This window comes from Streptomyces sp. NPDC002564 (assembly GCF_042889645.1).
In the GTDB taxonomy this organism is placed as follows: domain Bacteria; phylum Actinomycetota; class Actinomycetes; order Streptomycetales; family Streptomycetaceae; genus Streptomyces.
Genome location: NZ_JBIARE010000007.1, coordinates 126,964 through 147,920 on the forward strand (window position 1 = coordinate 126,964; position 20,957 = coordinate 147,920).

A 20,957-nucleotide genomic window follows, 5' to 3' on the forward strand; every position below is an offset into this window, starting at 1 on the left:
AGCACGCCGGGGGAAGGGGCGCCCGCCCAGGTCGGCCCCCTCGTCGCCGTCCCCGCCCGCGCCCGGGATCGGTCCCACCGAATCATCGGTTTCCCCGCCCGCGCACGGCTCACGCCTCTAGGCTGCCGTCCACGCCCCCGGAAGGAAGCACCTCCATGACCGATGCGCCGCTGCCCGCGGAGCTGCTCCTGGACCGAGAGGTTCCCGACGACCTCTGCCGGGAGCTGGTCGCCGCGTTCGAGGGACTCGGCGCCCCACCGGTCCGGGTCCGCCGCACCATGGACCACCGCGGCCCGGCCGACATCCCGTGGATCGTCCTGGCGTCGCTGCCCCTGCAGGCCTTCCTCAGCGGCCTGGGCGCGGAGGCGGTCAAGGACGCGTACGAGACGTTCAAGGGTGTCGTACGGCGGATCACGCGTCCCGCGTCGCCCGCCCCCGGCACCCTGGGCGAGGCCAGGCAGGCCCGGCCGATGGTGCTGCGCGACGTGGCCACGGGGCTCGACGTGGTGCTGGAGCCCGGCCTCCCGGCCGAGGCGTACGAACAGCTCACCGCACTGGACCTGACCGTGTTCGCGGTGGGGCCGCTGCACTACGACCGCGCCCAGAGTCGCTGGCGTTCGGTCCTTGACGAGGCCGCCGGCTGATTCGCCGGCCGGAGGACGTGGCGGACCCGCCGCCGCGGATCGGGGCTGACTGTGACTGCGCAGACCACGGGAACGGACCTGACCGGCGCCGAACAGGCGTGCGCCGACGGCGAGTCGGCGCTGACACGGGGCGACACGGCGTCCGCCGAGGGCCACTTCGGGCGGGCGCTGGAGCTGGCGGGCCTCCAACCCGTCGGCGACGGCCCCGACTTGCGCGGCGGCCCCGACGGCCCCGACGGCCCGGGCGACGACCCCGGCCACGACGTGCGTGACGGCGCCTTACGAGACGGTGCCGCACGCAACGGCGACGGCCTCGACGTCGACACCCACACCCCCATCAACACCCCCATCAACACCCACACCCACCCCGCCGCGAACGGCACGGCCACCTCGGTCGCCGTGAACGGCCCGGGGGCGCAAGGCGTCGCCCGGCTCGCCGCGCGGGCCTGGACCGGCGCCGGACGGGTACGGCTCGCGCGCGGCGAGCTCGAGGCCGCCGAGGCCGAGTTCGAGCGGGCCCGCGCCCTGCGCCCCGCCGCCGCGGGCCCGTTGCACTGGCTGGGCTGCGCCGCGGCCCACCGCGGCGACCTGGCGGCGGCCGAGCGGCACTTCACCGCCTCCTTGGCCTGTGCCGTCCCGCACGGCCGCAGCCTCGTCCAGCGCGCGTACGTGCGGGCCCGCGCGGGCGATCCGGCCGGGGCGCTGGCGGATCTGCGCGGCGCCGCGCTGGCCGGACCGCTGGACGACGAGGCCCGCTGGGTCGTGGCGGCCCTGTCCGGGCGCTCCGCGCGCGAGGTGGCGCTGCGGCTGCGCAGGGCGGCCGCCACCACGCTGACGGACCCCGGCGAGCGGGCCGGGCAGCGGGAGCCGCGGCAGGAGGGGCCGCGGCACGGGCAGCCGGACGCCGCGCGGTGGGAGCGGGCCGGGGCGCTGATCGACGCCGCGCGCGGGCTCGACGCCCAGGCCTGGACCCGGGTGCCGCTGCACGCCGTGGCGCTGGTGCGGAGCGGGCGGCGCGACGCCGCCGTCGCGCTCCTCGGGGACGCCGTACGGCACGACCCCGCCGACCACCGCGTCACCCACACGCTCGCGCTGGCCCTGCTCAACTCCCCTTCCGACGCGGCAGGTTCGGTGTGGGAGCGGTGTGTCGCCGCCTGGGCGGCGCTGCTGCACGACGCCGGGTTCTGGGAGCACGTCCTGAGCACGGCGTCCCGGCGGTACGCGACCCCGGTCGCGCACTCCCTCGTCCCCGCCCTGCGCTCGGGGCTGCGCGAGGCACTGGAGCGCCGCATGCCGGCCGACGGCGCCGGAGCGCGCGTCGCGCCGGGGCCGCTGCTCCAGCGGGAGGCCGGCGCCGCGAAACTGCTCGCGGCCGTCGGCGGTTTCCCGTCGGCGGGGGGCGGCGGGGTGCCCCTGTTCTGCGGGCCGCTGCGCGTCGCGGAGCTCGGCAGGACGGCGGAGTTCGGTGCCTTCGCCGCCGCACAGGAGGCGACCGCCCTGTACGCCTCGCTCACCTACGCGTTCTCCGAACTCGGTTTCGCCCAGCTTCTGTTGGGTCAGGACAAGGCTGCCGACGCGCTGGCCGCCCTCACCGAGCTGCGCTGCACGGACTGCCGGGCGCGCGGCGGCCCGGGAGCCGCGGCGGTGTGCGAGCCGGGGTGCGCGCGGTTCGACGAGCTGAACCCCGGCTATGCCGGGCTCCCCGACAAGCACCGCAGGCTCTCCCTCGACGCGCGCGGCCTCGCCCTGGAGGCGCGGCTCACCATGGGATGCGCGGCGCTGACCGCGACCCGCCCCGACTTCGACGCCGCCGCCGCGTACTGGCGGCGCGCGCTGGTGCACAGCCGGGAGATCGACCGGTACCGCGAGACGCAGACCGCCATCGTCGACATGGCGCTCGGCGCGGCCCGTGCCGCGCACCGCGAGGGGCGGCTGAGCCTCGCCGTGGACACCCTCGACGCCACCCGCTCGGTGATCGGCGCCAACGAACGCGCGCGCCTCGAAGGACAGTTGGCGCGGGTGCTCGCCGACCGCGGGATCTCCGTGGCCAACGACGGGGAGGAGCTGCTCGACCAGCCCGCCGCCGACCTGCGCCGTTCCGTCTCCTTCAACCCGCACCTGCTGCGGGCCCAGGTCAGCCTCGGCATCGTGCTGCGCGGCCTGGCGCTGGCCCGCTGGAGCTCGGGCAGCCTGGCGGGCGCGCGGGCCACCCTGCGCGAGGCCATCGACCAGCTCACCGCGGCCCTCGAACACTTCCCCGACGACCCCGACCTCGTGGAGCTGCGGGAGTCCGCGGTGGCCGACCTGAACCACGTCATGTGGCAGCCCGACGAGAGTGAGCAGTGACGCCCGTGCTCGCCTACGAGGAACTGCGCATCCGGGTCCGCCGTGTCGGCGCGGGCCGCTATCTGGTGACCGCCAACGGCCCGGCGTGCGCGGCCGAGATCATCGCCGTGGCCGGGGAGCCCGCCGCGTTCCGGGAGCAGTGGGACCGCCTCATCAAGGCGGAGCTCGGCTTCGCGCCGATGGGCGACCAGCACACCGTGACGCAGCTGCGGACGCTCGGGCGCGGCGTGTTCCGGCTGCTGTTCGGCGACGCGGGCCCGGCCGACGAGGGCGGCGGCGAGGAGGCCGGGGAGGCGGTCGGCGACCGGGTCGGGGCGTGCGTCGACGCCGCGCTGGACCGGGCCCAGCGGATGCGTCCGGCGCGCGGGCTCCGGCTCCGCTTCGATCTGCCGCCCGAGCTGCGCGACCTCCCCCTGGAGTCGCTGTGCGCGCCGCCCGGCAGCCCCCAGCAGTCGCTCGCCCTCAACCACGGCTACTCCCTGGTGCGTTCGCTGGCGGGCGGCCCCCTGGGGCAGCGGCTGCCCGAACCGACGGCCGAGCCCAGCCTGATCCGGCTCCTGGTGGCCTGCGCCTCGCCCCGCGGCCTGGAGCCGCTGCAGGCCGCGGAGGAAGTGGCCGCGCTCCGCCACGAGCTGCCCGAAGTGGCCGTCCAGACCACCGTCCTGGAACGGGCCACCCGCGCGGGCCTGGAAGCGGCGCTCGCCCACCACAGCGAGCTGCCCACCGCCGTCCTGCTGATCGCGCACGGCACGTACGACCAGGAGATCGGCAAGGGCGTGGTGGCCCTGGAGACGGCGAGCGGCGACGAGGACCGGGTGCCCGCGGACGTGCTCGGCGGGATGCTCCTGAAGGCGCAGCGGCTGCGCCTCGTCACCCTCAACCTCTGCTCGGGCGCCGACAGTTCGCACCTCGAACCCTTCTCCGGGCTCGCGCAGGCCCTGATCGGCGGCGGGGTGCCCGCCGTGGTGGCGATGCGCGGGCGGGTCAGCGACGTGACGGCCGGTGCGTTCAGCCCCGAGCTCCTCAAGGGCGTCGCGGCCAACAAGACCGTCGACGAGGCGATGGCCGCGGCGCGGCTGCGCATCTCCCACCAGCCGCGGCACACGGCCGTGGAGTGGGCGACCCCCGCGCTGTTCCTGCACGAGGGCTGCCGGCAGGGGTGGCTGTTCAAGGCGCGCGAGGTGCGCGACGACGACCTCGACGGCGGGGCGGTGACCGATCCGCTGCGCGAGGGCGCGGACGCCATGCGGACCCTGCAGAGCCCCACCGGACACGTCGGTTCGACGGTCCTGATCAGCGCGGCGCGCTACCAGCGCGACCTCGGGCACTGGTCGCAGGTGCAGCGCATCCTGCGGACCCCGACCCAGAACTACGCCGACGAGCAGCGCCGCATGCGCGCCGAGGCCGCCTTCGAACTGGCCTGGCCCGAGCTGGAGAAGCTGTGCGCGCTGCTCGCCGCGGAGCGGGACGCGCGGGGCGCCGAGGCGCAGCTCGACGTGGTGCGGCAGCTGCTGCCCGGGCGGGTGCCGGTGCCGCTGGAGACGGAGGTCGCCTCGCTGCAGAGGCTCGCCCTGCTGATCGGCCAGGCGCGGGACGCGGAGGCTGCGGCGGACTGGCTCACGGCCATCGGCCGCTACGAGGAGGTGCTCGCGGTCCGGCCCGACGGACCGCGGGACGTGGCCGAGCGGCTGGCCGCGGCGCGCGACGAGCTGCACGTGGCACGGACCTGCGAGGCCGCCGAGCGGGCCCGCAGGGAGGGCGACTGGACCTCGGCGACCCGCGCGTACACCACCGTCCTCGCGCTGCGCCCGGGCCACACGACGGCCGCGGCGTGGTCCTCCTACGTGGCGGGGCGGGCCGCCGAGGCGGACCAGGACTGGCTCGCCGCGGAGACCGCGTACGCCGCGTGCCCCGGCCTCGACGACGCGGCGGGGCGCGCCGCCTACGCGCGCGGGCGGGCGGCGGCGGACGCCGGGAACTGGGCCGCGGCCAGGGACGCCTTCGCGCAGGGCGGCGCCGACTGCGCGGACTGCCGGTCCTGGAGCGCGTACTGCGTGGGCCGGGCCGCCGACGCCGAGGGCGCCTGGGACACGGCGGTGCGGGGCTACGCGGCGGCGGACGGCTTCCGGGACAGCGCGGTCCGTCTGCTGTACGCGCGGGGCCGGGACGCGGCGGACGGCGGGCGGTTCGCCGAGGCGCTGACGGACCTGGCGGCGGCGGACGCGCGGGGCTGGGACACCGAGCCGTTCCTCGGCGACCTGCGCCGCCGCGTGTACGAGGCGGCGCTGACGGCCACGGAGTCCGGCGACTGGCCCGCCGCGCTCACCCATCTCGCGCCGGTCCCGGACGACTTCCGTGCCGCGCTCGCCCTCACGTACTACGCACAGGGCCAGTTGGCGGCGACGGCGGGCGACTGGAGCGGGGCGGCGGACGCGTTCGCCGCCTGCGCGGGCGCGGCCGACGGGGGCGGGGCGGAAGGGGCGGCGCAGGGGCGGCGCCCGGACACGCCCGCCGACGCGCGGGACCTCGGCGCGTACGCGCGCGGGCGGGTGTGCCAGGCACAGGGCCGGTGGGACGACGCGCTCACGCTCTTCGGCGGTCTGCCGTCCGAACTGTCCGACGTGCCCGACCGGGTGCTGTACTCGCGCGGCCGGGCCGCCGACGACCGGGGCGAGTGGAACGGCGTCATCGACGGGTTCGGCCGGCTCCCCGACGGCTACGCGGACGGCGAGGTGGGCGTCCGCCGGCTGTACGCGCGCGCACGGGTCGCCGCGGACCTGCGCGGCGACTGGGCGGCGGTCCTGAGCCTGCTCACCGGTGTGCCGGGCGAGGCCCGCGAGGGCGCGGTGGCGGCCCTGCGCCGCAAGGCCGAGGGCCGCAGGGCGGAGGAGAACGACGACTGGGCCGCGGCCTGCGCGATCCACGGCGGAGCATTCCCCTCCGGTGCCCCGCCCCGGCCCGCCGCGGAAGCCGACGCCGACGCCGACGCCGGCAACGGCACCGGCACCGGCGCCGAAGGCGCCCCCTCCCCGGACGGCTCCCCCGCGGACACCTCCGACCACGAAGCCGCCCACCTCTACCACTACGCCCTGGCCCGCACCCACGAGCAGGGCGAGCTGTGGGAGGAGGCGCTCGGCGTCTACCTGCTGATGGACGACACCTGGGCCGACGTCGGCGTGCGGATGCGCTACGTGCGGGCGCGGATCGCCGAGGCGACCGCCGACGGCACCGCGGCCTGGACCTGCGTCGTCGAGGCGTACGTGGAGCTGGAACGGGACGGCGTGCCGGGCGTGGACGCCGCCGAGCGGGGGCGGTACGCGCGCGTGCGGGCCGCCGAGGCGGAGGGCGACTGGGGCGCCGCGGCCGTCGAGGCCGACGCCCTGGGCACGCACCGCGACGCGCCCGCCGTCGCCGCCTACGCCCGGGGTCGCCTCGCCGACGCCCACCAGGAGTGGCAGCGGGCCGCCGACGCCTTCCGGCAGTGCCCGGGGCACCGGGACGCCGACGCCCATCTGGCGTACGCGGAGGGCAGGTTGCTGGAGGTCGCGGGGCGGTGGAGCGCCGCCGTGGCCGCGTACGAGCGGGCGGGCGGCGCGCTCGACCGGGCCGACGTGCGCTGCCGCAGGCTGCGGCGGCTGGTCGGGCTGCTGCCCTGGGCGGACGGGCTGACCAGCGCTCCGCTGGTCGCCGACCCCTTCGCCGTCCGCGACCAGGCCTTCCCCTACCTCGCCCTCAGGGACGCCGGAGTGGACCCCGGCGCGTCCATGGACGTGGTCAAGAACGCCTCGTACACGCTGCTGGAGCGCGGCACCATGTCGTGGCACGAGCGGGTCGCGCTGGAGCGGCTGCGGCTGCCCGGCCGGCGGCTGCAACTGGACGCGCTGCTCTACCGCTGGCACTCCCCCGCCACCCTGCGCACCGCCCTCGCCGGGCTCTCGCCGGACGACGGCCCCGGTCTCCTCGACGCGCTGTGCGAGCGCTCCCCGCAGGACGCGCCGCTGCTGCTCCTGCTCGCCCGGGACCGGGAGGCGGCCGTCGCCGAGTGGGAGCGGCGGCTGCGGGCCGCGCCCGGGGACATGGCCGTGCTGCACGGTCTGGCCGCGGCCCGGCTCTGGCAGGCGCAGGAGCTGGAGCAGAGCGGGGCGTGGGAGCACGCCGTGCAGGCCTGGGAGTCGGCGCTCGCGTACTGGGCGACGCTGCTCAGCGACGACGAGTACTGGGACGGCTGGCGGGCCGAGCGCGCCGCCGCCTACGAACGCGACCTGACCCACGACGACATGGCGTCGCTGCGCTGGGAGCTCAGTCAGCACCTCTTCGGGCAGCTGTCCGCCTACGAGCAGCGGCACACCGAGCAGGACCGGCCCGAGCAGGCCGCCGCCTACCAGGCGCTGGCGGCGCTCCTGGAGTCCGAGCTCGGCGGCGCGCGGGTCCTCAAGGACGTGGGCGGCCTGCCGTCCGTGCCGGGCGCGGGCGCCACCCTGGCGTGCGGGCCGCGCTATCTGCGGCTGCTGCGGCTGCAGGAGCCGCTCGCCGAGCTCGCCGCCGGGCTCGACGCGGCCGCCCAGCAGGGCAAGGACCCCGGCGAGTACGCGGTGCGCGAGCTGCGCTGGGCCTTCTCGGAGCTGGCGCAGGGGTTCGCCCTCTCGGAGGTGCGCAAGTTCGAGACGGCGCTGCGGGCACTGCCGGTCTTTCGCACCCTGACCACGCTGCCGGACGACTGCGCGGGTCCGGCGACGGAGTCCGGGCACGCCGGGCAGTGCCCGCACTGCCAGGACTTCCTGGCGCGCAACCCCGCCTACGTCCGGCTCCCGCGGCGGCACGCCCGGCTGCTCCAGGACGGCGTCGAACTCGCCGTGCACATCCGGCTCGCGCTGGCCAGGACGGCGCTGACGCGCGGCGACGGCGGGCTCGACGAGGCGCTCGACCAGTGGGGCGAGCTGGTGAAGGTCTCCCGGAACGCCGGGATGCAGGCGCGCTCCAAGAAGGCGGTGATCCGCACCGTGCTCGGCCGGGTCGAGGCGCTGACCGACGAGGAGGGCGTGCAGCTCGGCGACTGCCTGGACGAGGCCGTCACGCTGGTCGAGTCGGCGCTCGCCGTGCTGCACCCGCTGGACCGCGATCTGCTCGGCCAGCTGCACGCGAAGCTCTCGGCGCTGCTCTCGATGCGCGGTGTGTGGCGCGGCTACACCCGCACCAAGCACGGCATGGGCTCCGACATGCGGGGCGCGGAGGCCGACCTGCGCCGGGCGCTCGCCCTGAACCCGGAGTCGAGCCACGCCCGCGACAACCTCGCGCGGGCGCTGGTCTTCACGCTCGACGAGCGGACGTTCGAGGTGCCCGCGCGCCTGAAGCTGCTGCACGAGGCGCTGGGCCTGCTCGACGTGGGCCTGGGACAGGCCCTGACGCACCGGTACCGCGAGACGCTCGGCGAGGCCCTGGACGAGATGGAGAAGCTGCTCACGCGGAGCCTCGGCGTCGCGGGCATGGGCGACCTGATCCGCAGCGACGGCCAGGAGACCCCGCCCGACGACGACGATCTGCCCACCTGGGCCGCCGAGTTGACCGACCGCGCGGAGCGGGCGCTGCGCACCGGCGACATCCTGTGGGCGCTGCACCACCTGATCCGCGCCACCCGCGCCGAGCCCACCGACAGCCGGATCAGACAGGCCCTGCTGGGCGCGGTGCACCGCTGGCTCGCCGAGCTCAATCCCGGGACCAAGGCGCTGCAGAAGGAACAAGGAGGCAGCCTCGCGTGATCAAGGACCCTGACGCCGACGGGGACGGACCGCTCCCCTACGACGTGCTCGCCCCGGCGGGCGTGACGCCCTGGACGTCCCACGAGGACATGCGGGAGGTCTCCTTCGAGCTCCTGGCCCGGCACCTGATGACACCGGTCACCCAGCAGGCGTGGGACGAGCTGCGCGGGGTGCGCCGCAGGCTGCTCGTCGACCTGCTCCTGTACGACGTGGACCTGGCCGCGGAACTGCCCCTGGCCGTCGCGGACATCGACCGCGAGCTGGCCGCCGGGTCCGCCCCGCGGGCGCCGTCGGCGCAGCGGGAGGCGCGCGAGGCGCCGGGCGCGCTCCCGGACGCCACCGTGCGCCTCCTGGACGACCTGATCCGGTTCGATGTCTGACCCGACGGCCCGGCTCGCCTACGAGCACGCCCGCGCGCTGACCGCACGTGACGCCGCCCACCGGGCCCTGACCGAGCGGCTCCTGCTGCGCTGCGCCGACGCCCTGGACGCCTTCGACCGGCTCCTCGCCGAGGGGGCGGCGCCCGACACGGAGACGTACCGCAGGAGCCTCGCGCTGATCGCGGGGCAGCTGGAGCGGGACCTGGCCGAGGAGGGACTGGAGCGCGTCGGGCGGGTCGGCGAGCGGGCCGAACCGGCCACGCACCACATCGCCGACGTGCGCGCCGCGCCGCCCGGCACGGACGGCGACGCGGTCCTTGAGATTCTGCAGCGCGGGTATCGATACCGGGGGCAAGTGCTGCGCGCCGCCCGGGTGGTCGTCGCCGTCGAGGGCGGCACGGAGCAAGGGACGGAGCGGGAATGAAGGCCATCGGCATCGACCTCGGCACCACCAACAGCGCGGTCGCCGCCCACGATCCGCATCGCGCGGGCATCGCGGTGCTGACCAACAGCAAGGGCGAGCGGCTGACGCCGTCCGTCGTCGGCGTCGTCCACCGCGACGGCAAGGACCAGACACTGGTCGGCGAGGACGCGCTGAACTGGGCCATCCGGCAGCCCAAGGAGACCGTCGTCTCCGTGAAGCGCCTGATGGGACGGGACTTCGCCGACACCTCGGTGGTCAAGGCCCGCGAGCGGATGAGCTACGACATCGTCGAGGGGCCGGACGAGGACCCGCGGGCGTACGTGCTGCTCGGCGGGCGCGGGCGCACCCCGGCGGAGATCTCCAGCGTGATCCTGGACAAGCTGGTCAGGGACGCCTCGCGGGTCCTCGGCGAGCCGGTGACGCACGCCGTGATCACCGTGCCCGCCTACTTCAGGGACGCGCAGCGCGCCGCCACCCGCGAGGCCGCGGAGAAGGCCGGCCTGGTGGTGAAGAAGATCGTCGACGAGCCGACGGCCGCCGCGGTCGCCTTCGGCCTGCACAAGCCGGGCGGCGGGCGCAGCCGGGTGCTCGTCTACGACCTGGGCGGCGGCACCTTCGACATCTCCGTCCTGAACACGGTCAAGGACCAGGAGGGCAGGAGCCAGTTCCAGGTGCTGCGGGCGGCCGGGGACATCTGGCTGGGCGGCGACGACTTCGACCTGGCGATCGTGGAGCGGATCATCGCGTGGATGCGCGAGGAGCACCACGTGGACCCGTCCGGCGACAAGGCGTTCCTGTTCCAGGCCAAGAAGGCCGCCGAGCGCGCCAAGCGGGAGCTGAACGACCTCCAGGAGACGTACATCGTCATCCCGGCGGCGTACCGCAGCGAGAACGGCGTCCTGGACGTCGAGATGAAGCTGACGCGCGGCGAGTTCCAGTCGATGATCGCGCCGCTGGTGACCCGCACGATGGACCTGGTGCAGGAGTCGCTCGGCCGCTACGAGCTCTCCACCGACGACATCACCGACGTGCTCCTTGTGGGCGGCGGCACGCTCACCCGGCCGGTGTACGAGGCCGTCGAGGCGTTCTTCGGCGCGGACAAGGTCCGCAGGAACATCAACCCCATGGAGTGCGTGGCGTTCGGCGCGGGCGTGCTCGCCGAGACGCTGCGCGGCGTGGAGTGCTCGGACCCGGAGTGCGCCAAGGTCAACGAGTACGGGGCGGACGCCTGCACGGCCTGCGGCCGCAGCCTGGCCGACGGGCGCTCCAAGGGCGACACGGGGCTGTACGAGTCGACACCGATGGCGATGGGCATCGCCGCGATCAAGGGCAGCCAGCGCGACGTGTTCGTCGAGATCATCGAGGCGGGCTCGCCCTATCCGCTCTCCGAGCCGCGCCAGCGGACGTTCCACGCGACCGACAGCCGCCGCATCCGGGTGCCGGTGTACGAGGGCGACAGCAAGGTGGCGAGCGAGAACCACGAGCAGGGCGTGGTCGAGTTCGAGCTGCCGCAGGAGATCGAGATCAACCGCCAGGTGGACGTCTCCTTCAACTACTCGGCGGACCGCATCATCACGGTGAAGATCTCCGTGCGCGGCACCGACATGACGCTGGAGGCCACGCCCAACCGGGAGAAGCCGCGCACCCCGCCGCCGGAGCCCGTCGAGGTGCTGGACAGCGCGGTACTGCGCGAGCAGCTGGGCTTCGCCGAGCGGGAGGCCGAGCACTTCCTGAAGCGGTACGGGCCCTACATCGAGCCGGTGCAGGCGATGAAGGTGCGCCGGGACATCGAGCAGGCGCAGCGGGCCGTCGCGATGGGCGACAGCGGCGAGTACAAGCGGCTGACCGAGCTGCTGCTCGACGACATGTACCGGCAGTGCGGTCTGGCGAGCCAGTTCCGGCAGGCCGAGCTCGCCTCGGAGGGCGCGCCGCAGGACACGGTCCGCCAGATCAACGACGCGGTGGAGCACGTCAAGCAGGCCCACCGGCAGGGCAACCGCGTCCAGACCGCGCAGCAGGCCCGCAACCTCGTGAACCTGGTGGCGGTCGCCCAGTCCGAACGCGCCGTGCCGCAGCTCCCCGACAAGCCGGACTACGAGGGCATCCTGCGGTTCGCCGAAGAGACGGCGGGCGGATGACGCAGGGGCGGCCGGCGGGCCGGACCGGTGGGGCGGCGGCCCCCGTCAGCCTCGGCATCGACTTCGGCGCCACGGGCATCCGCGCGCTCTACGCGCTGCCGGACCAGGCGGGCCGGCGCCTTGACGCGGAGTGGGGCGACGGGCCGTGGCTGCTGTGCGAGCCGTCCGAGGTGGGCGAGCTGCCGGTGACCTTCCCCAGCCTCAAGAGCCGTCTTGGCAGCGGCCGTCCGGTGCACATCGGGGGCAAGCCGTTCGACGCGGACCGGATCGTGGTGCGGCTCCTGCGGTCGGTGCGCGAGCGGGTGGAGGCGGCGGCGCCGGGGCGGGTGACGCAGACCGTGATCAGCGTGCCCGCGCGCTTCGGCTCGGCGCAGCGGGCGGCGCTGCGGGACGCGGCGCGCGAGGCGGGCCTGGAGCCCACCCGGCTCGTCAGCGACTCGATGGCCGCGGTCATCGGCCACATGACGGACCGGGACAGCGGCACCTGCCTGGTGTACGGCATGGGGTACGAGGGGTTCGAGCTCGGGCTGATCCGCAGCGTGCGCGGCCACTTCCGGTCGCTGGGCTACGAGGGCGGGGCGACGTCGGGCGGCCGGGCGTTCGACGCGGAGGCGCTGTCGTCGGCGGTCCGGCTGCTGCGCAGGCACCGGGGCGCGGGCTCGGTCACCGGGGTCGACGCGGCCGTGTGGCAGGGCCTGCGGGCGCGGAGCCAGGAGGCGCGGGAGGCGCTCGGCGCGCCGGACGGGCCGCAGGCCGCGGTGCTCGACCTGGAGCTGGGCGACGGCCCCGCGCTGTGGGTGCGCTTCGCGCGGCCCGACCTCGACGCGTATCTGGAGCGGCACGTGGGGCGGACCCTGGACCGGGCGCGGGCGCTGCTCGACCAGTCGGGGATGACTCCGGCGGACGTGGACACCGTGCTGCTCGTGGGCGGCAACACCCGGATGGAGCAGGTGCGTTCGCGGGTGGCGGGGCTCGGCGGGCAGAGCGTGCAGGCGCCGCCTGAGCTGCTGGCGCGGGGCGCCCTGAAGCACGCGGTGCGGCTGGCGGGCGGCGCGGCGTCCGCGGGCCCCGCCGCCCTGGAGGAGGGCCCGCTGGAACCGTCCGGCGCCGCCCAGGACACCCTCTCCGACGCGCCGCCGCTCACCGCGACGCTGGTCGGCGCAGAAGGGCGGGACGTACGGGACGTGCGGGACGTGCGGGACGTGCGGGACCTGCGGGAGACCGACGCCGCGCCGGACCCCCGTACGGCGGGTGACCCACGTGCCGTACGCGATACGGGTGACGCGCGCGACCGGCACGCCGTGCCCGGTCCGGGCGCCGCGCCGGTCCCGGCCGCCGGGCGTGGCCGGGAGGCCGTGGGCGATGTGCGGGGGCCGCGTGACGTGGCCCAGGCGCGGCTGCTCGTACGGCAGGGCAGGGAGGCGGAGGCCGCCGCGCTGCTGCGCGAGATCATCGCCGACGCGCAGGAGCTGCTCGACGGCCTGGACCGCCGCCCCGCGCCGCCGCCCGCCGCCGCCGCGCGGTCCGACCCGGCGGCGACCGCGCCGGAGCCGGCCGAGACCGCGACGACGCCCGTCCTCGACTACGCCTCCCGCCGCCAACTGGCGCGCGCGCAGGCCCTCTTGTCGCTGGGCCGGTACGACCACGCCGTGCAGGCCGCGCACATCGCCTGGCAGGACGCGGCGACCAGGCCGACCGGCGCGGACATGCTGGACGCGATGATCGACGTGCACTGCGCCGCCGCGATGGCCGACATGGCGCCCGAGCACTTCGCGGACGCGGAGCGGTGGCTCAACTGCGCGTACAACCACGATCCGACGAACGTCCGGGTGCGCGGGCTGCTCGCCGAGCGCACGTACCGGCACGCGGTGGAGCTGGACCGGCGCGGGGAGCGGGATGAGGCGATTGAGGCCCTGGGGAAGTGCCTGACGTGGGACCCTGAACACGTCGACGCGCAGGCGCTGTCACGGCGGTTGAACCGTGACGGCAGGAACCGGCGCGGCCGGGGGGACGTCCTCGGACAGAGGCCTCTCGATCCGCCCCCGTGAAGCACCCCGCAAGCCAGGGAGGAAACGCTTGACGCCCGCACAACTGCTCGACAAAGCCTTGATCGTCAAGGAGTTGCGGCGGCTGGCACTCCTGCCCGCGCTCGGGCCGCGCTCCGCCGAACTGACGGTCCTCCACCAGGACGTGGCCGCCAACAACCAGCTGGACCGGTGGGCGGAGATCGACCTCGTCCAGGCCTACGTCCGCCCCGAGAGCGTCCGGCCCGTGGCGGGCCGGACCTCGGGACGGCGCGACCGGCTCCTGGAGGCCGCGCTCGGGGTGCTCGTCTTCGTGCCGCTGCTGATCACCTGGTTCGGCCTGCGGGAGGCCGTGCGCGCGTACGGGAAGCTCGCCGAGGAGGATCCCGACCAGGCCACCCGCCCCTTCCTGCAGCTGTGGCAGTCCGGCTTCGGGGGCCATCTGTCCTCGGCGGCCCGCTTCGAGAACGTGGCCCTGATGGCGGTCCTCCTGATCGCTCTGCTCGTCGCCCTCTCGGTGTGGCACGCGCGCGTGCGGGTGCGCACCGAGCGCCACGAGGACACCCAGGAGGCGGAGCAGGACAAGCTCCTGGCGGAGCTGGCCTCGGTGCTCACCCGCACCCAGATGCTGCTCGCGGCCCACCGCAGCGCGTCACCGCAGCAGTTCACCGCGGAGCTCACCAAGGCCGCCCAGAAGATGCAGCTCCTCACCCACAAGGCGGAGCAGAGCCACAAGGCGCTCACGGGCGCCACGACCTCGGTCGGCCAGGCCACCGACGCGCTCAAGCAGGCCGCGTACTCCCTGTCCAAGGAGGTGCCCAAGCTGGGCGACGCGGCGGACCGCATCGACGCCACCCTGCGCAACGGCACGGCGGAGACCGCCAAGGCGGGCCACGCCAACGCGCTCGCGGCCCGCGGGATCGCCGACCACGTCAAGTCGGCGGGCGACACCGTCGAGGCCTCCCTGAAGGCACTGGTCGCGGCCCAGCAGTCGCTCGTCACGAAGTCCGAGTCGGTGGCGAAGGCGACCGAACTCGCCTCGCAGGCACTGGTGTCGAGCACCGGCCGCACCGGCGAGGCGGTGGACGGCATGCGCGAGGCCACCGAGCGCTGGGACGCGGCGGCGGCCCACTGGCAGGACGCGGCGGCCCGTCTGGACGCCCGCATGGACACGCTGGCGGGCGCGCTGCCCGCCCTGTCGGCGGCCTCGGCGCCGCTCGCCCCGGCGCCGGACCCGAACGGCGGCACGAGCGCCGCGTACGGCGCGGGATACGGGGCGAGCACCCCGTACGGGGCAGGCGGCGGTCCGTACGGCAGTGGCCCGTACGGCACCGGGGCCTACGGCACCGCAGGCGCGGGCGGGGCCTACGGGAGCAGTGCGGCCTACGGGACCGGCGCGTACGGGGCGACGGGCGGGACCGGCGGGGCCCACGGGGCGGGCGACACGTCCCGGGCGAGCGGGGGGACGCAGGCCGCCACCGGCGGCGCGGTGAACGGCGGCGCCCGGCCGGACGACCCGGATGCCGTGAACGGCCGCCCGGCCGGGGAGAGTTCGGTGCCCGGGCCCGGCCGGTCCGTCGACGCGTCGCTGGACGCCCCGCTGGACGCGCCGACGACCCGCATGCCGCCGCCCGCCCCACGGGACGGGGGCGGCAGATGAGCCGAGCCCGATCGCTGCGGCGGCGCGGCGGGCGGCTCGGGGTGGTCGTGCTCGCGGGCTGGCTCTTCGCCGACCTGCTGCTCGTGCTCGCCCTGGTGTCGATGGCCGACCGCCCCGACCCCCAGGCCAACGACCGGCCCGAGCCCACCCCGTCCAGGACGAAGCCGAGCCCCACCCCGACGGGCCCCCGCTCGGTGAACCGGCACCCCGAGGAGTTCGAGGTGGCGGGCACGGACAAGGGCGACCTCGTCGAGGAGATCGCGAAGGACACCCGCAAGTGGTCGGGGCGCGAGGCCGCGCTCGTGCTCACCTTCGGCGGCGGCTCGAACGGCACGGTCTACGCCCACCGCGTCAACGGCCTGCTCGGCAAGGCCCGTCCGCGGATGTTCACCAAGAAGACGGCCACGGACGACTACCACAGCCTGGGCAGTCCCGTGGAGACCGCGGTGGTGCGCGTCTACTTCTACACGGCGCCGGGCGGCTGAGCCGTGGCGGTCCTGCGTCCGGGCGAGCACCCGAAGGCGAGCGGCGGCCGGCCGCCGCTGCCCACCCTGCCGCACTGCCCCGGCCTGCGCGGCTACGTCCCGCTGCACGAGGCCGTCCGGCAGCTGTCCTTCCGGCACGCGGCGGACGTCCTGCGCGCCCCGGCCCCCGCGCCCGCCCACGACTCCGTCTTCGGCACCCTGCCCAGAGCCGTCACCGACGACGGCTTCCGGGTGCTCGACGGCCTCTGGTTCCCCGGCCGAGGCGGCATCTGGCAGCGCGTCGACCTCGCGTTCGTGCGGCAGGCGCGGGGCCGCTGGCTGTCCTCGTCGGACCCGCGCGCCGACACCGCCGCGGCCCTGGTCGACACCCTGGAGACATTGATCAGGGACGACGCGATGGGGCTGCGGCAGCTCGTCCTGTGGGAGCTGTGCTGCCTGCTCAGGGACGGCGGCGAGCGGCCCGGCGAGGCCGAGGCCGCCGCCCTCGGCGTGCACCGCGGCGAGGCGGGACTGCTCGCCGCCGCGGTCTCCGCCGGCTTCCCCGCCACCGGCCCGGCCCGGCACGCCGCCGAGACCCTCAACGACGTCTGGCCCGGCGTGCGGCTGCGCGAGGCGGAGCGGGTCGTGGCACGGCTCCCGCGCGCCTCCGCGTACGCCGACGGCCCCGCCGACCACCGGCTCGCCGCGCTCGTCGACGCCGTCCGGGCGCGCTCCGCCGAGGTGGCCCGGCTGGCCGGCGAGGGCGCGGCGGCAGAGGCCACCGGCGCGCTGCGCACCGCCGCCGTCGCCTGGCTCGGCGCGCTGCGGCTCGCCAGGGACGACGCGGACGCCCAGACGGGCCTGCTGCGGGTGACCGCGCTCCTCGCGGACGACCCGTTCGTCCCGACCGACGCGCGGGTGACCGCCGTGACCGACGACCGGGACGTGCGCCTGTCCTGGTGCGCTCCCCCGGGCGGCGGCCGGGACGTGACGTACCGCGTGCTGCGCTTCCCCGACGGCGCCCCGCACCTGGCGGTCGAGACGGCGGCGGGCGAGCGCGGACCCGCGTCCGTCGACACGGCCGCGCCCGTGGGCCGTGCGCTGCGCTACGCCGTCGTGCCGCTGCGCCGGGACCGTATCGCCGGGGTGCCGCGGGTGACCGCCCCGGTGCTGCTCACCCCGGTGGTGACGGAGTTGACGGCCGCCGTCGTGCCCGGCGGGGTGCGGCTCGACTGGCGGCCCGACCCGGCGGCGGCCGAGGTGCGGGTGACCCGGTCCGGGGCCGCCGCCGACGCCACGGGCTGGGGAGGATCGTCCCTGGTGCGGGTGCCGTGCGCACACGACCGGGTCGTCGACGTGCCGCTCGCCCCGGGCGCGTACAGCTACGAGGTGCGGTGCGGCTACCGGGACCCGGACGGCGACCTGGTGTGGTCCCGCGGGGTCACCGTCACCGCGCACGCCGAGCGGTGGCCCTCCCCGGTGGAGGAGCTCACCGTGCGGCGGCACACGGACGGGGAGCGGGTGACCATCGTGTGGCGGCCGCCCGCGCTCGGCGACGGGCTACTGCTGCCGTGGACGGCGGGCCCGGTCGAGCCGGGCACGGACGTCTCCGCCCTGGTGGGGGACGCGGACCGGATCCCGGCGACGGTGAACGGCACCGAGTCGTCGGCCGAGCTGACCCCGCGGCCCGAGCAGCGGCTGCGGCTCACGGCGGTGAGCGTGCTCGGCGACCGGGCGGTGTCCGGCCCCAGCGTGGTCGTCGAACGCCCGGCCGCCATAGGGCCGTTGGAGGCGGCGAGGACCGGCGCGGACCGCGCCGTGCTGCGCTTCGCCTGGCCGGAGCCCGCGGTCCTGGTGCGGCTGGCGTGGACCGACGGGCAGCGGGGCGGGGAGCAGCGGGTGGCGCGCAGCACGCACCGCGCGGGACCGGTGGAGCTCGCGGTCTCCGCGGAGGAGTGCGTGATCACCGCGACGCCGCTGCCGCGGCCCGACGCGGTGGCCATCGACACGGCGCCGGCCCGCGCCGTGCTGCCCGCGGCGCCCCCGCCGCCGCCCCCCGCGCCGCCCGTGCCGACCCGCTGGGGCACGTGGTGGCGGCGCTGGCGGCGCTGGCGGTCCTGAACCGGCGCCCGGGCCCGCGGGCCCGGGCCGCCCGGCTCACTCCTTGACCACGGCCTCCGTGCCGCCCCCGAACTCGATCAGCAGCCCGGAGCGGAGCGCGATGGTCTTGCCGGGGTCCACGTCGCGCACGGTCCCGTCGTCCTTGCGGGCCGTCCACACCGATCCGGTGCGGTTGGTGAGGCCGAACCGGCCGCGCTGCTGCGGGTGTTCGGTCACCTCGCCGACCACGGCCGTGAAGTCGTGCCGGTCGGGGTCGTCCCGCAGGTGGTGGGCGTAGACGCGGGCGCTCGGGGCGAGGCGGATGCCGCGCCGGGTGCGGAGCGTGCCGGTACCGGTGATGAGTTCGAGGCGGGGCGGCAGGGTCAGGAGGGTGCGGCACTTCCAGCAGTTGGGGGGCGCGCCGTCGGGCTGGGTCAGGTTCTGCTTGCCGCAGGCGCCGCACTGGGTGATGGCGTCGAGGACCTGGCTGAGCGCGTCGCGCCACTGCGTCTCGCGGACCCGCAGCGAGGGGGTGCGCAGTCCGTCGGTGAACGTCCGCACGAACAGGTCGCGCAGGATCTGCGGCAGCGCGCCCCAAGTCGCCTCGACGGTCGGCTGCTCGCCGGGCACCGGGCGGTTGCGGGTGTCGGACGGGTCGTAGACGAAGACCGGGTCGGTGCCGTACAGCCGGCGCTTGGCGGCCTCGTCCATGCAGCGGATGTGGAAGGCGAGGGCGCCGTTGAACGGGTGGTCGTTCATCAGGAGCAGGAAGAGCAGCACGGCCAGGGAGTGCAGGTCGCTCTGGGTGCCGGGCTCCTTGCCCCGGTCGCCGCGCACCAGCTCGGGCGCCATGAAGTCCATGGTGCCCGCGACGGCGGCCTCGGCGCCCTCGACGACCGCGTTGTCGTTGTCGCAGACCAGGACGTCGCCGGTGCGCGGGTCGAAGAAGATGTTGCCCCAGTTGATGTCCCGGTAGGCGATGCCCCGGGAGTGCAGGGCGCGGTACGCCTCGACGGTGTGCAGCGCGACGGTCACCAGGGTGCGCATCGTCGCGGACGCCACCGAGGGGTCGCGGCGGAAGAGCGCGGGCAGGTCGCAGAAGCGCGCGGGCCGTACGTCCATCAGGTAGCCGAAGCCGGGCTGTTTGCCCTCGGGGTCCATCACGATGGAGCGCGGCCACAGGAAGCGGGGGTCGTCCCAGCCCTTGGCGATCAGCCCCTCGAGGATCTCCCGCTGGCGGGCGTCCGCGAGCTGGGGGTAGTACCACTTGACCGCGCGGTCCCCGGTGGGTGTCTGGACGCGGTAGACCTCGCCCTGGCCGCCGGAGCCGAAGAGTTCGGCGACCTTGAGCTTCTCCCCCGACTCGGCCACCAGGGTCGTTCCGGCGGCGAGCATGCCGTTCACCATGCTGTTCCTCTCTGCCCTCAAAGTTCGTCGCTGCTCGGTGGACGCACCGCTATGGCGCCCACGAGGGTGGTGTCGTCCCCGGAGAACTTGGCGGCCCGCCCCAGCCAGTCCGGGAGCTGCGCCTGTACGACGGCCACGCCCTGGTCGGTGGCGCGGTCGCCGAGGCCGGTCGCGAAGTCCAGGAAGCCCTGGTGGTCGGCGAAGCTCTTGGAGAGCCCGTCGGTGGACAGCAGCACGCACGGCGGCGCCCCCGCGGTGAAGGGCTGCCAGTGGGCGCGCATCTTGCGCCAGGGTTCCGGTTCGCAGAGCGAGTCGGTCTCGTCGCCCATGTCGGGTCCCGTGGAGAGCGGGGTGTGCGGGGTGCCGGCCGCGTCGACGAGCACGATGTCGCCGTCGCCCAACTGCCAGCAGAACAAGGTGTGTTCGGTCAGCACCGCGCCGATGAGGGTGCTGCCGTACGCGGCGAGGTCCGGGGCGCGCGGGGCCTCGCGGGGTCCGGTGCGGGCCGGGACCGGCAGGGGCCGGGCGCCGTGCGCCGGGGAGCTGGCCTCGTGCATCAGGGCGCGCTCGTGCCAGCGGTGGCCCACCTGCTGCGGCAGCCTGCGCGCCTCCTCGCGGAGCGCGGGCCAGCCCGCCACGTCGTCGCCCACCCGTGCGGCCTCGTGCGCGAAGGCCGTGGCGTACGCCGCGAACTCCTCGACCGCCCAGTCCGCCCCGAGGTCGCTGCGGAAGTGCGCGGCGCTGCCGTGCCCGTCGGCGACGGCGAGGACGATCGCGCGTCCGTCGGCCACGGACAGGGCCGCGCTGCGGTCCTGGCTGTACCGCTTGGCCACTCCTTTGACCGCGCCGCTGAGCAGTTCCCAGGGCGCTGCCGCCGCGGGACCCGGTCTGGTCGTCGTCTCAGGACCGGTCACCAGATGTCGTCTTCGCCCTTGGTCATCGACGGCACGTCGATCGGCGTCGCGGGCTTGGCGCCGTCGTCGACCTTGGGGGTGGAGGCGTCCTTGACGACCGCGGTGGACATCCAGCGGATGGCGGCGGCGAGCTGGCGGGGGTTCTTCGCCTGCAGGGGCTCCAGTTCGGGGTTGCCGAGGAACTCCTTGAGCATGCTCTTGTCCGCGTCGTCGCCGATGGCGACCGCGACGCGCACGGCGCGCTTGCCCCACGGCGTGCCGTCGATGGCGCGCAGCCCGGCCCGCCAGTCGTCGGTGGGCTGGCCGTCGGAGGCGAGGGCGAGCACGGGCGGCAGGGCGCGCTGCGGCATCGGCGGGGTCTGCAGTGCGCCCGCCGCCAGCTTGAACGCGGCACCCATGTCGGTGCCGCCGTAGATGTGCACGTCCTCCCAGGAGAACTGGTCGACCGGAGTGGGGTCGCTGACGTGCCAGCTCGCCCCGCTGGCGAAGGTGATGGCGCGCACCAGCAGGGAGGCGGCGGGATTGGACTGGGCGGCCTGCTGCATTTCGGGGATGGCCTCGCGGATGGCGAAGTTCAGCTCGCCGATCTTGCCGTTGACGCCCATGGACCCCGAGCAGTCGAGCATCCAGATGAAGTGCACGGGGCGGCTCGCCATGCTGCCGCCGGGGAAGTTGTCGACGACGGTCTCGCTGGTGTCGC

The 20,957-nt window shown here is 75.8% G+C and carries 13 protein-coding genes; 10 read left to right on the plus strand and 3 right to left on the minus strand.

Features of this window, described 5'->3' with window-relative positions; all coding sequences use genetic code 11:
- The first annotated feature begins 155 nt into the window (after positions 1-155).
- Genes ACFYXE_RS24805 through ACFYXE_RS24850 form a run of 10 tightly spaced genes read left to right on the plus strand, consistent with a single transcriptional unit; the run spans position 156 to position 17,957 of the window.
- Positions 156-644, plus strand: a complete 489-nt coding sequence (locus tag ACFYXE_RS24805; protein WP_361176235.1) for a hypothetical protein — start codon at positions 156-158, stop codon at positions 642-644.
- A gap of 51 nt (positions 645-695) precedes the next feature.
- Entirely contained in the window at positions 696-2,990 is a 2,295-nt protein-coding gene (locus ACFYXE_RS24810; RefSeq protein ID WP_389315762.1) for a hypothetical protein, read from the plus strand.
- Positions 2,987-8,746, plus strand: a complete 5,760-nt coding sequence (locus tag ACFYXE_RS24815) for a CHAT domain-containing protein (protein WP_389315763.1) — start codon at positions 2,987-2,989, stop codon at positions 8,744-8,746. Before ACFYXE_RS24810 ends, ACFYXE_RS24815 begins: the two co-directional genes overlap by 4 nt.
- Positions 8,743-9,126, plus strand: coding sequence for a hypothetical protein (locus ACFYXE_RS24820; protein WP_389315765.1), 384 nt, complete (start codon positions 8,743-8,745; stop codon positions 9,124-9,126). The genes ACFYXE_RS24815 and ACFYXE_RS24820 overlap by 4 nt, the downstream gene beginning before the upstream one ends.
- On the plus strand, positions 9,119-9,550 hold the full coding sequence (locus tag ACFYXE_RS24825; RefSeq protein WP_389315767.1) for a nucleotide exchange factor GrpE: 432 nt from the start codon (positions 9,119-9,121) through the stop codon (positions 9,548-9,550). Before ACFYXE_RS24820 ends, ACFYXE_RS24825 begins: the two co-directional genes overlap by 8 nt.
- Positions 9,547-11,688 (plus strand): Hsp70 family protein, encoded by a 2,142-nt coding sequence (locus ACFYXE_RS24830; protein ID WP_361176225.1) that lies wholly within the window; start codon positions 9,547-9,549, stop codon positions 11,686-11,688. The genes ACFYXE_RS24825 and ACFYXE_RS24830 overlap by 4 nt, the downstream gene beginning before the upstream one ends.
- Entirely contained in the window at positions 11,685-13,736 is a 2,052-nt protein-coding gene (locus ACFYXE_RS24835) for an Hsp70 family protein (protein WP_389315769.1), read from the plus strand. Before ACFYXE_RS24830 ends, ACFYXE_RS24835 begins: the two co-directional genes overlap by 4 nt.
- Before the next feature lie 28 nt (positions 13,737-13,764).
- Entirely contained in the window at positions 13,765-15,372 is a 1,608-nt protein-coding gene (locus tag ACFYXE_RS24840; RefSeq protein WP_389315771.1) for a hypothetical protein, read from the plus strand.
- On the plus strand, positions 15,369-15,857 hold the full coding sequence (locus ACFYXE_RS24845) for a hypothetical protein (RefSeq protein WP_389315773.1): 489 nt from the start codon (positions 15,369-15,371) through the stop codon (positions 15,855-15,857). Before ACFYXE_RS24840 ends, ACFYXE_RS24845 begins: the two co-directional genes overlap by 4 nt.
- A gap of 3 nt (positions 15,858-15,860) precedes the next feature.
- On the plus strand, positions 15,861-17,957 hold the full coding sequence (locus ACFYXE_RS24850) for a hypothetical protein (RefSeq protein WP_389315775.1): 2,097 nt from the start codon (positions 15,861-15,863) through the stop codon (positions 17,955-17,957).
- Positions 17,958-17,993: 36 nt separating this feature from the next.
- On the opposite strand, the gene ACFYXE_RS24855 is transcribed toward ACFYXE_RS24850, so the two are convergent.
- Genes ACFYXE_RS24855 through ACFYXE_RS24865 form a run of 3 tightly spaced genes read right to left on the minus strand, consistent with a single transcriptional unit; the run spans position 17,994 to position 20,913 of the window.
- Positions 17,994-19,343 (minus strand): serine/threonine-protein kinase, encoded by a 1,350-nt coding sequence (locus ACFYXE_RS24855; protein WP_361181014.1) that lies wholly within the window; start codon positions 19,341-19,343, stop codon positions 17,994-17,996.
- Between the two features lie 17 nt (positions 19,344-19,360).
- Positions 19,361-20,257 (minus strand): protein phosphatase 2C domain-containing protein, encoded by an 897-nt coding sequence (locus ACFYXE_RS24860; protein WP_389315777.1) that lies wholly within the window; start codon positions 20,255-20,257, stop codon positions 19,361-19,363.
- The gene (locus ACFYXE_RS24865) at positions 20,254-20,913 is read right to left on the minus strand and encodes a tellurium resistance protein (RefSeq protein WP_361181015.1); all 660 of its coding nucleotides are present in this window, start codon (positions 20,911-20,913) and stop codon (positions 20,254-20,256) included. The genes ACFYXE_RS24860 and ACFYXE_RS24865 overlap by 4 nt, the downstream gene beginning before the upstream one ends.
- Positions 20,914-20,957 lie beyond the last annotated feature (44 nt).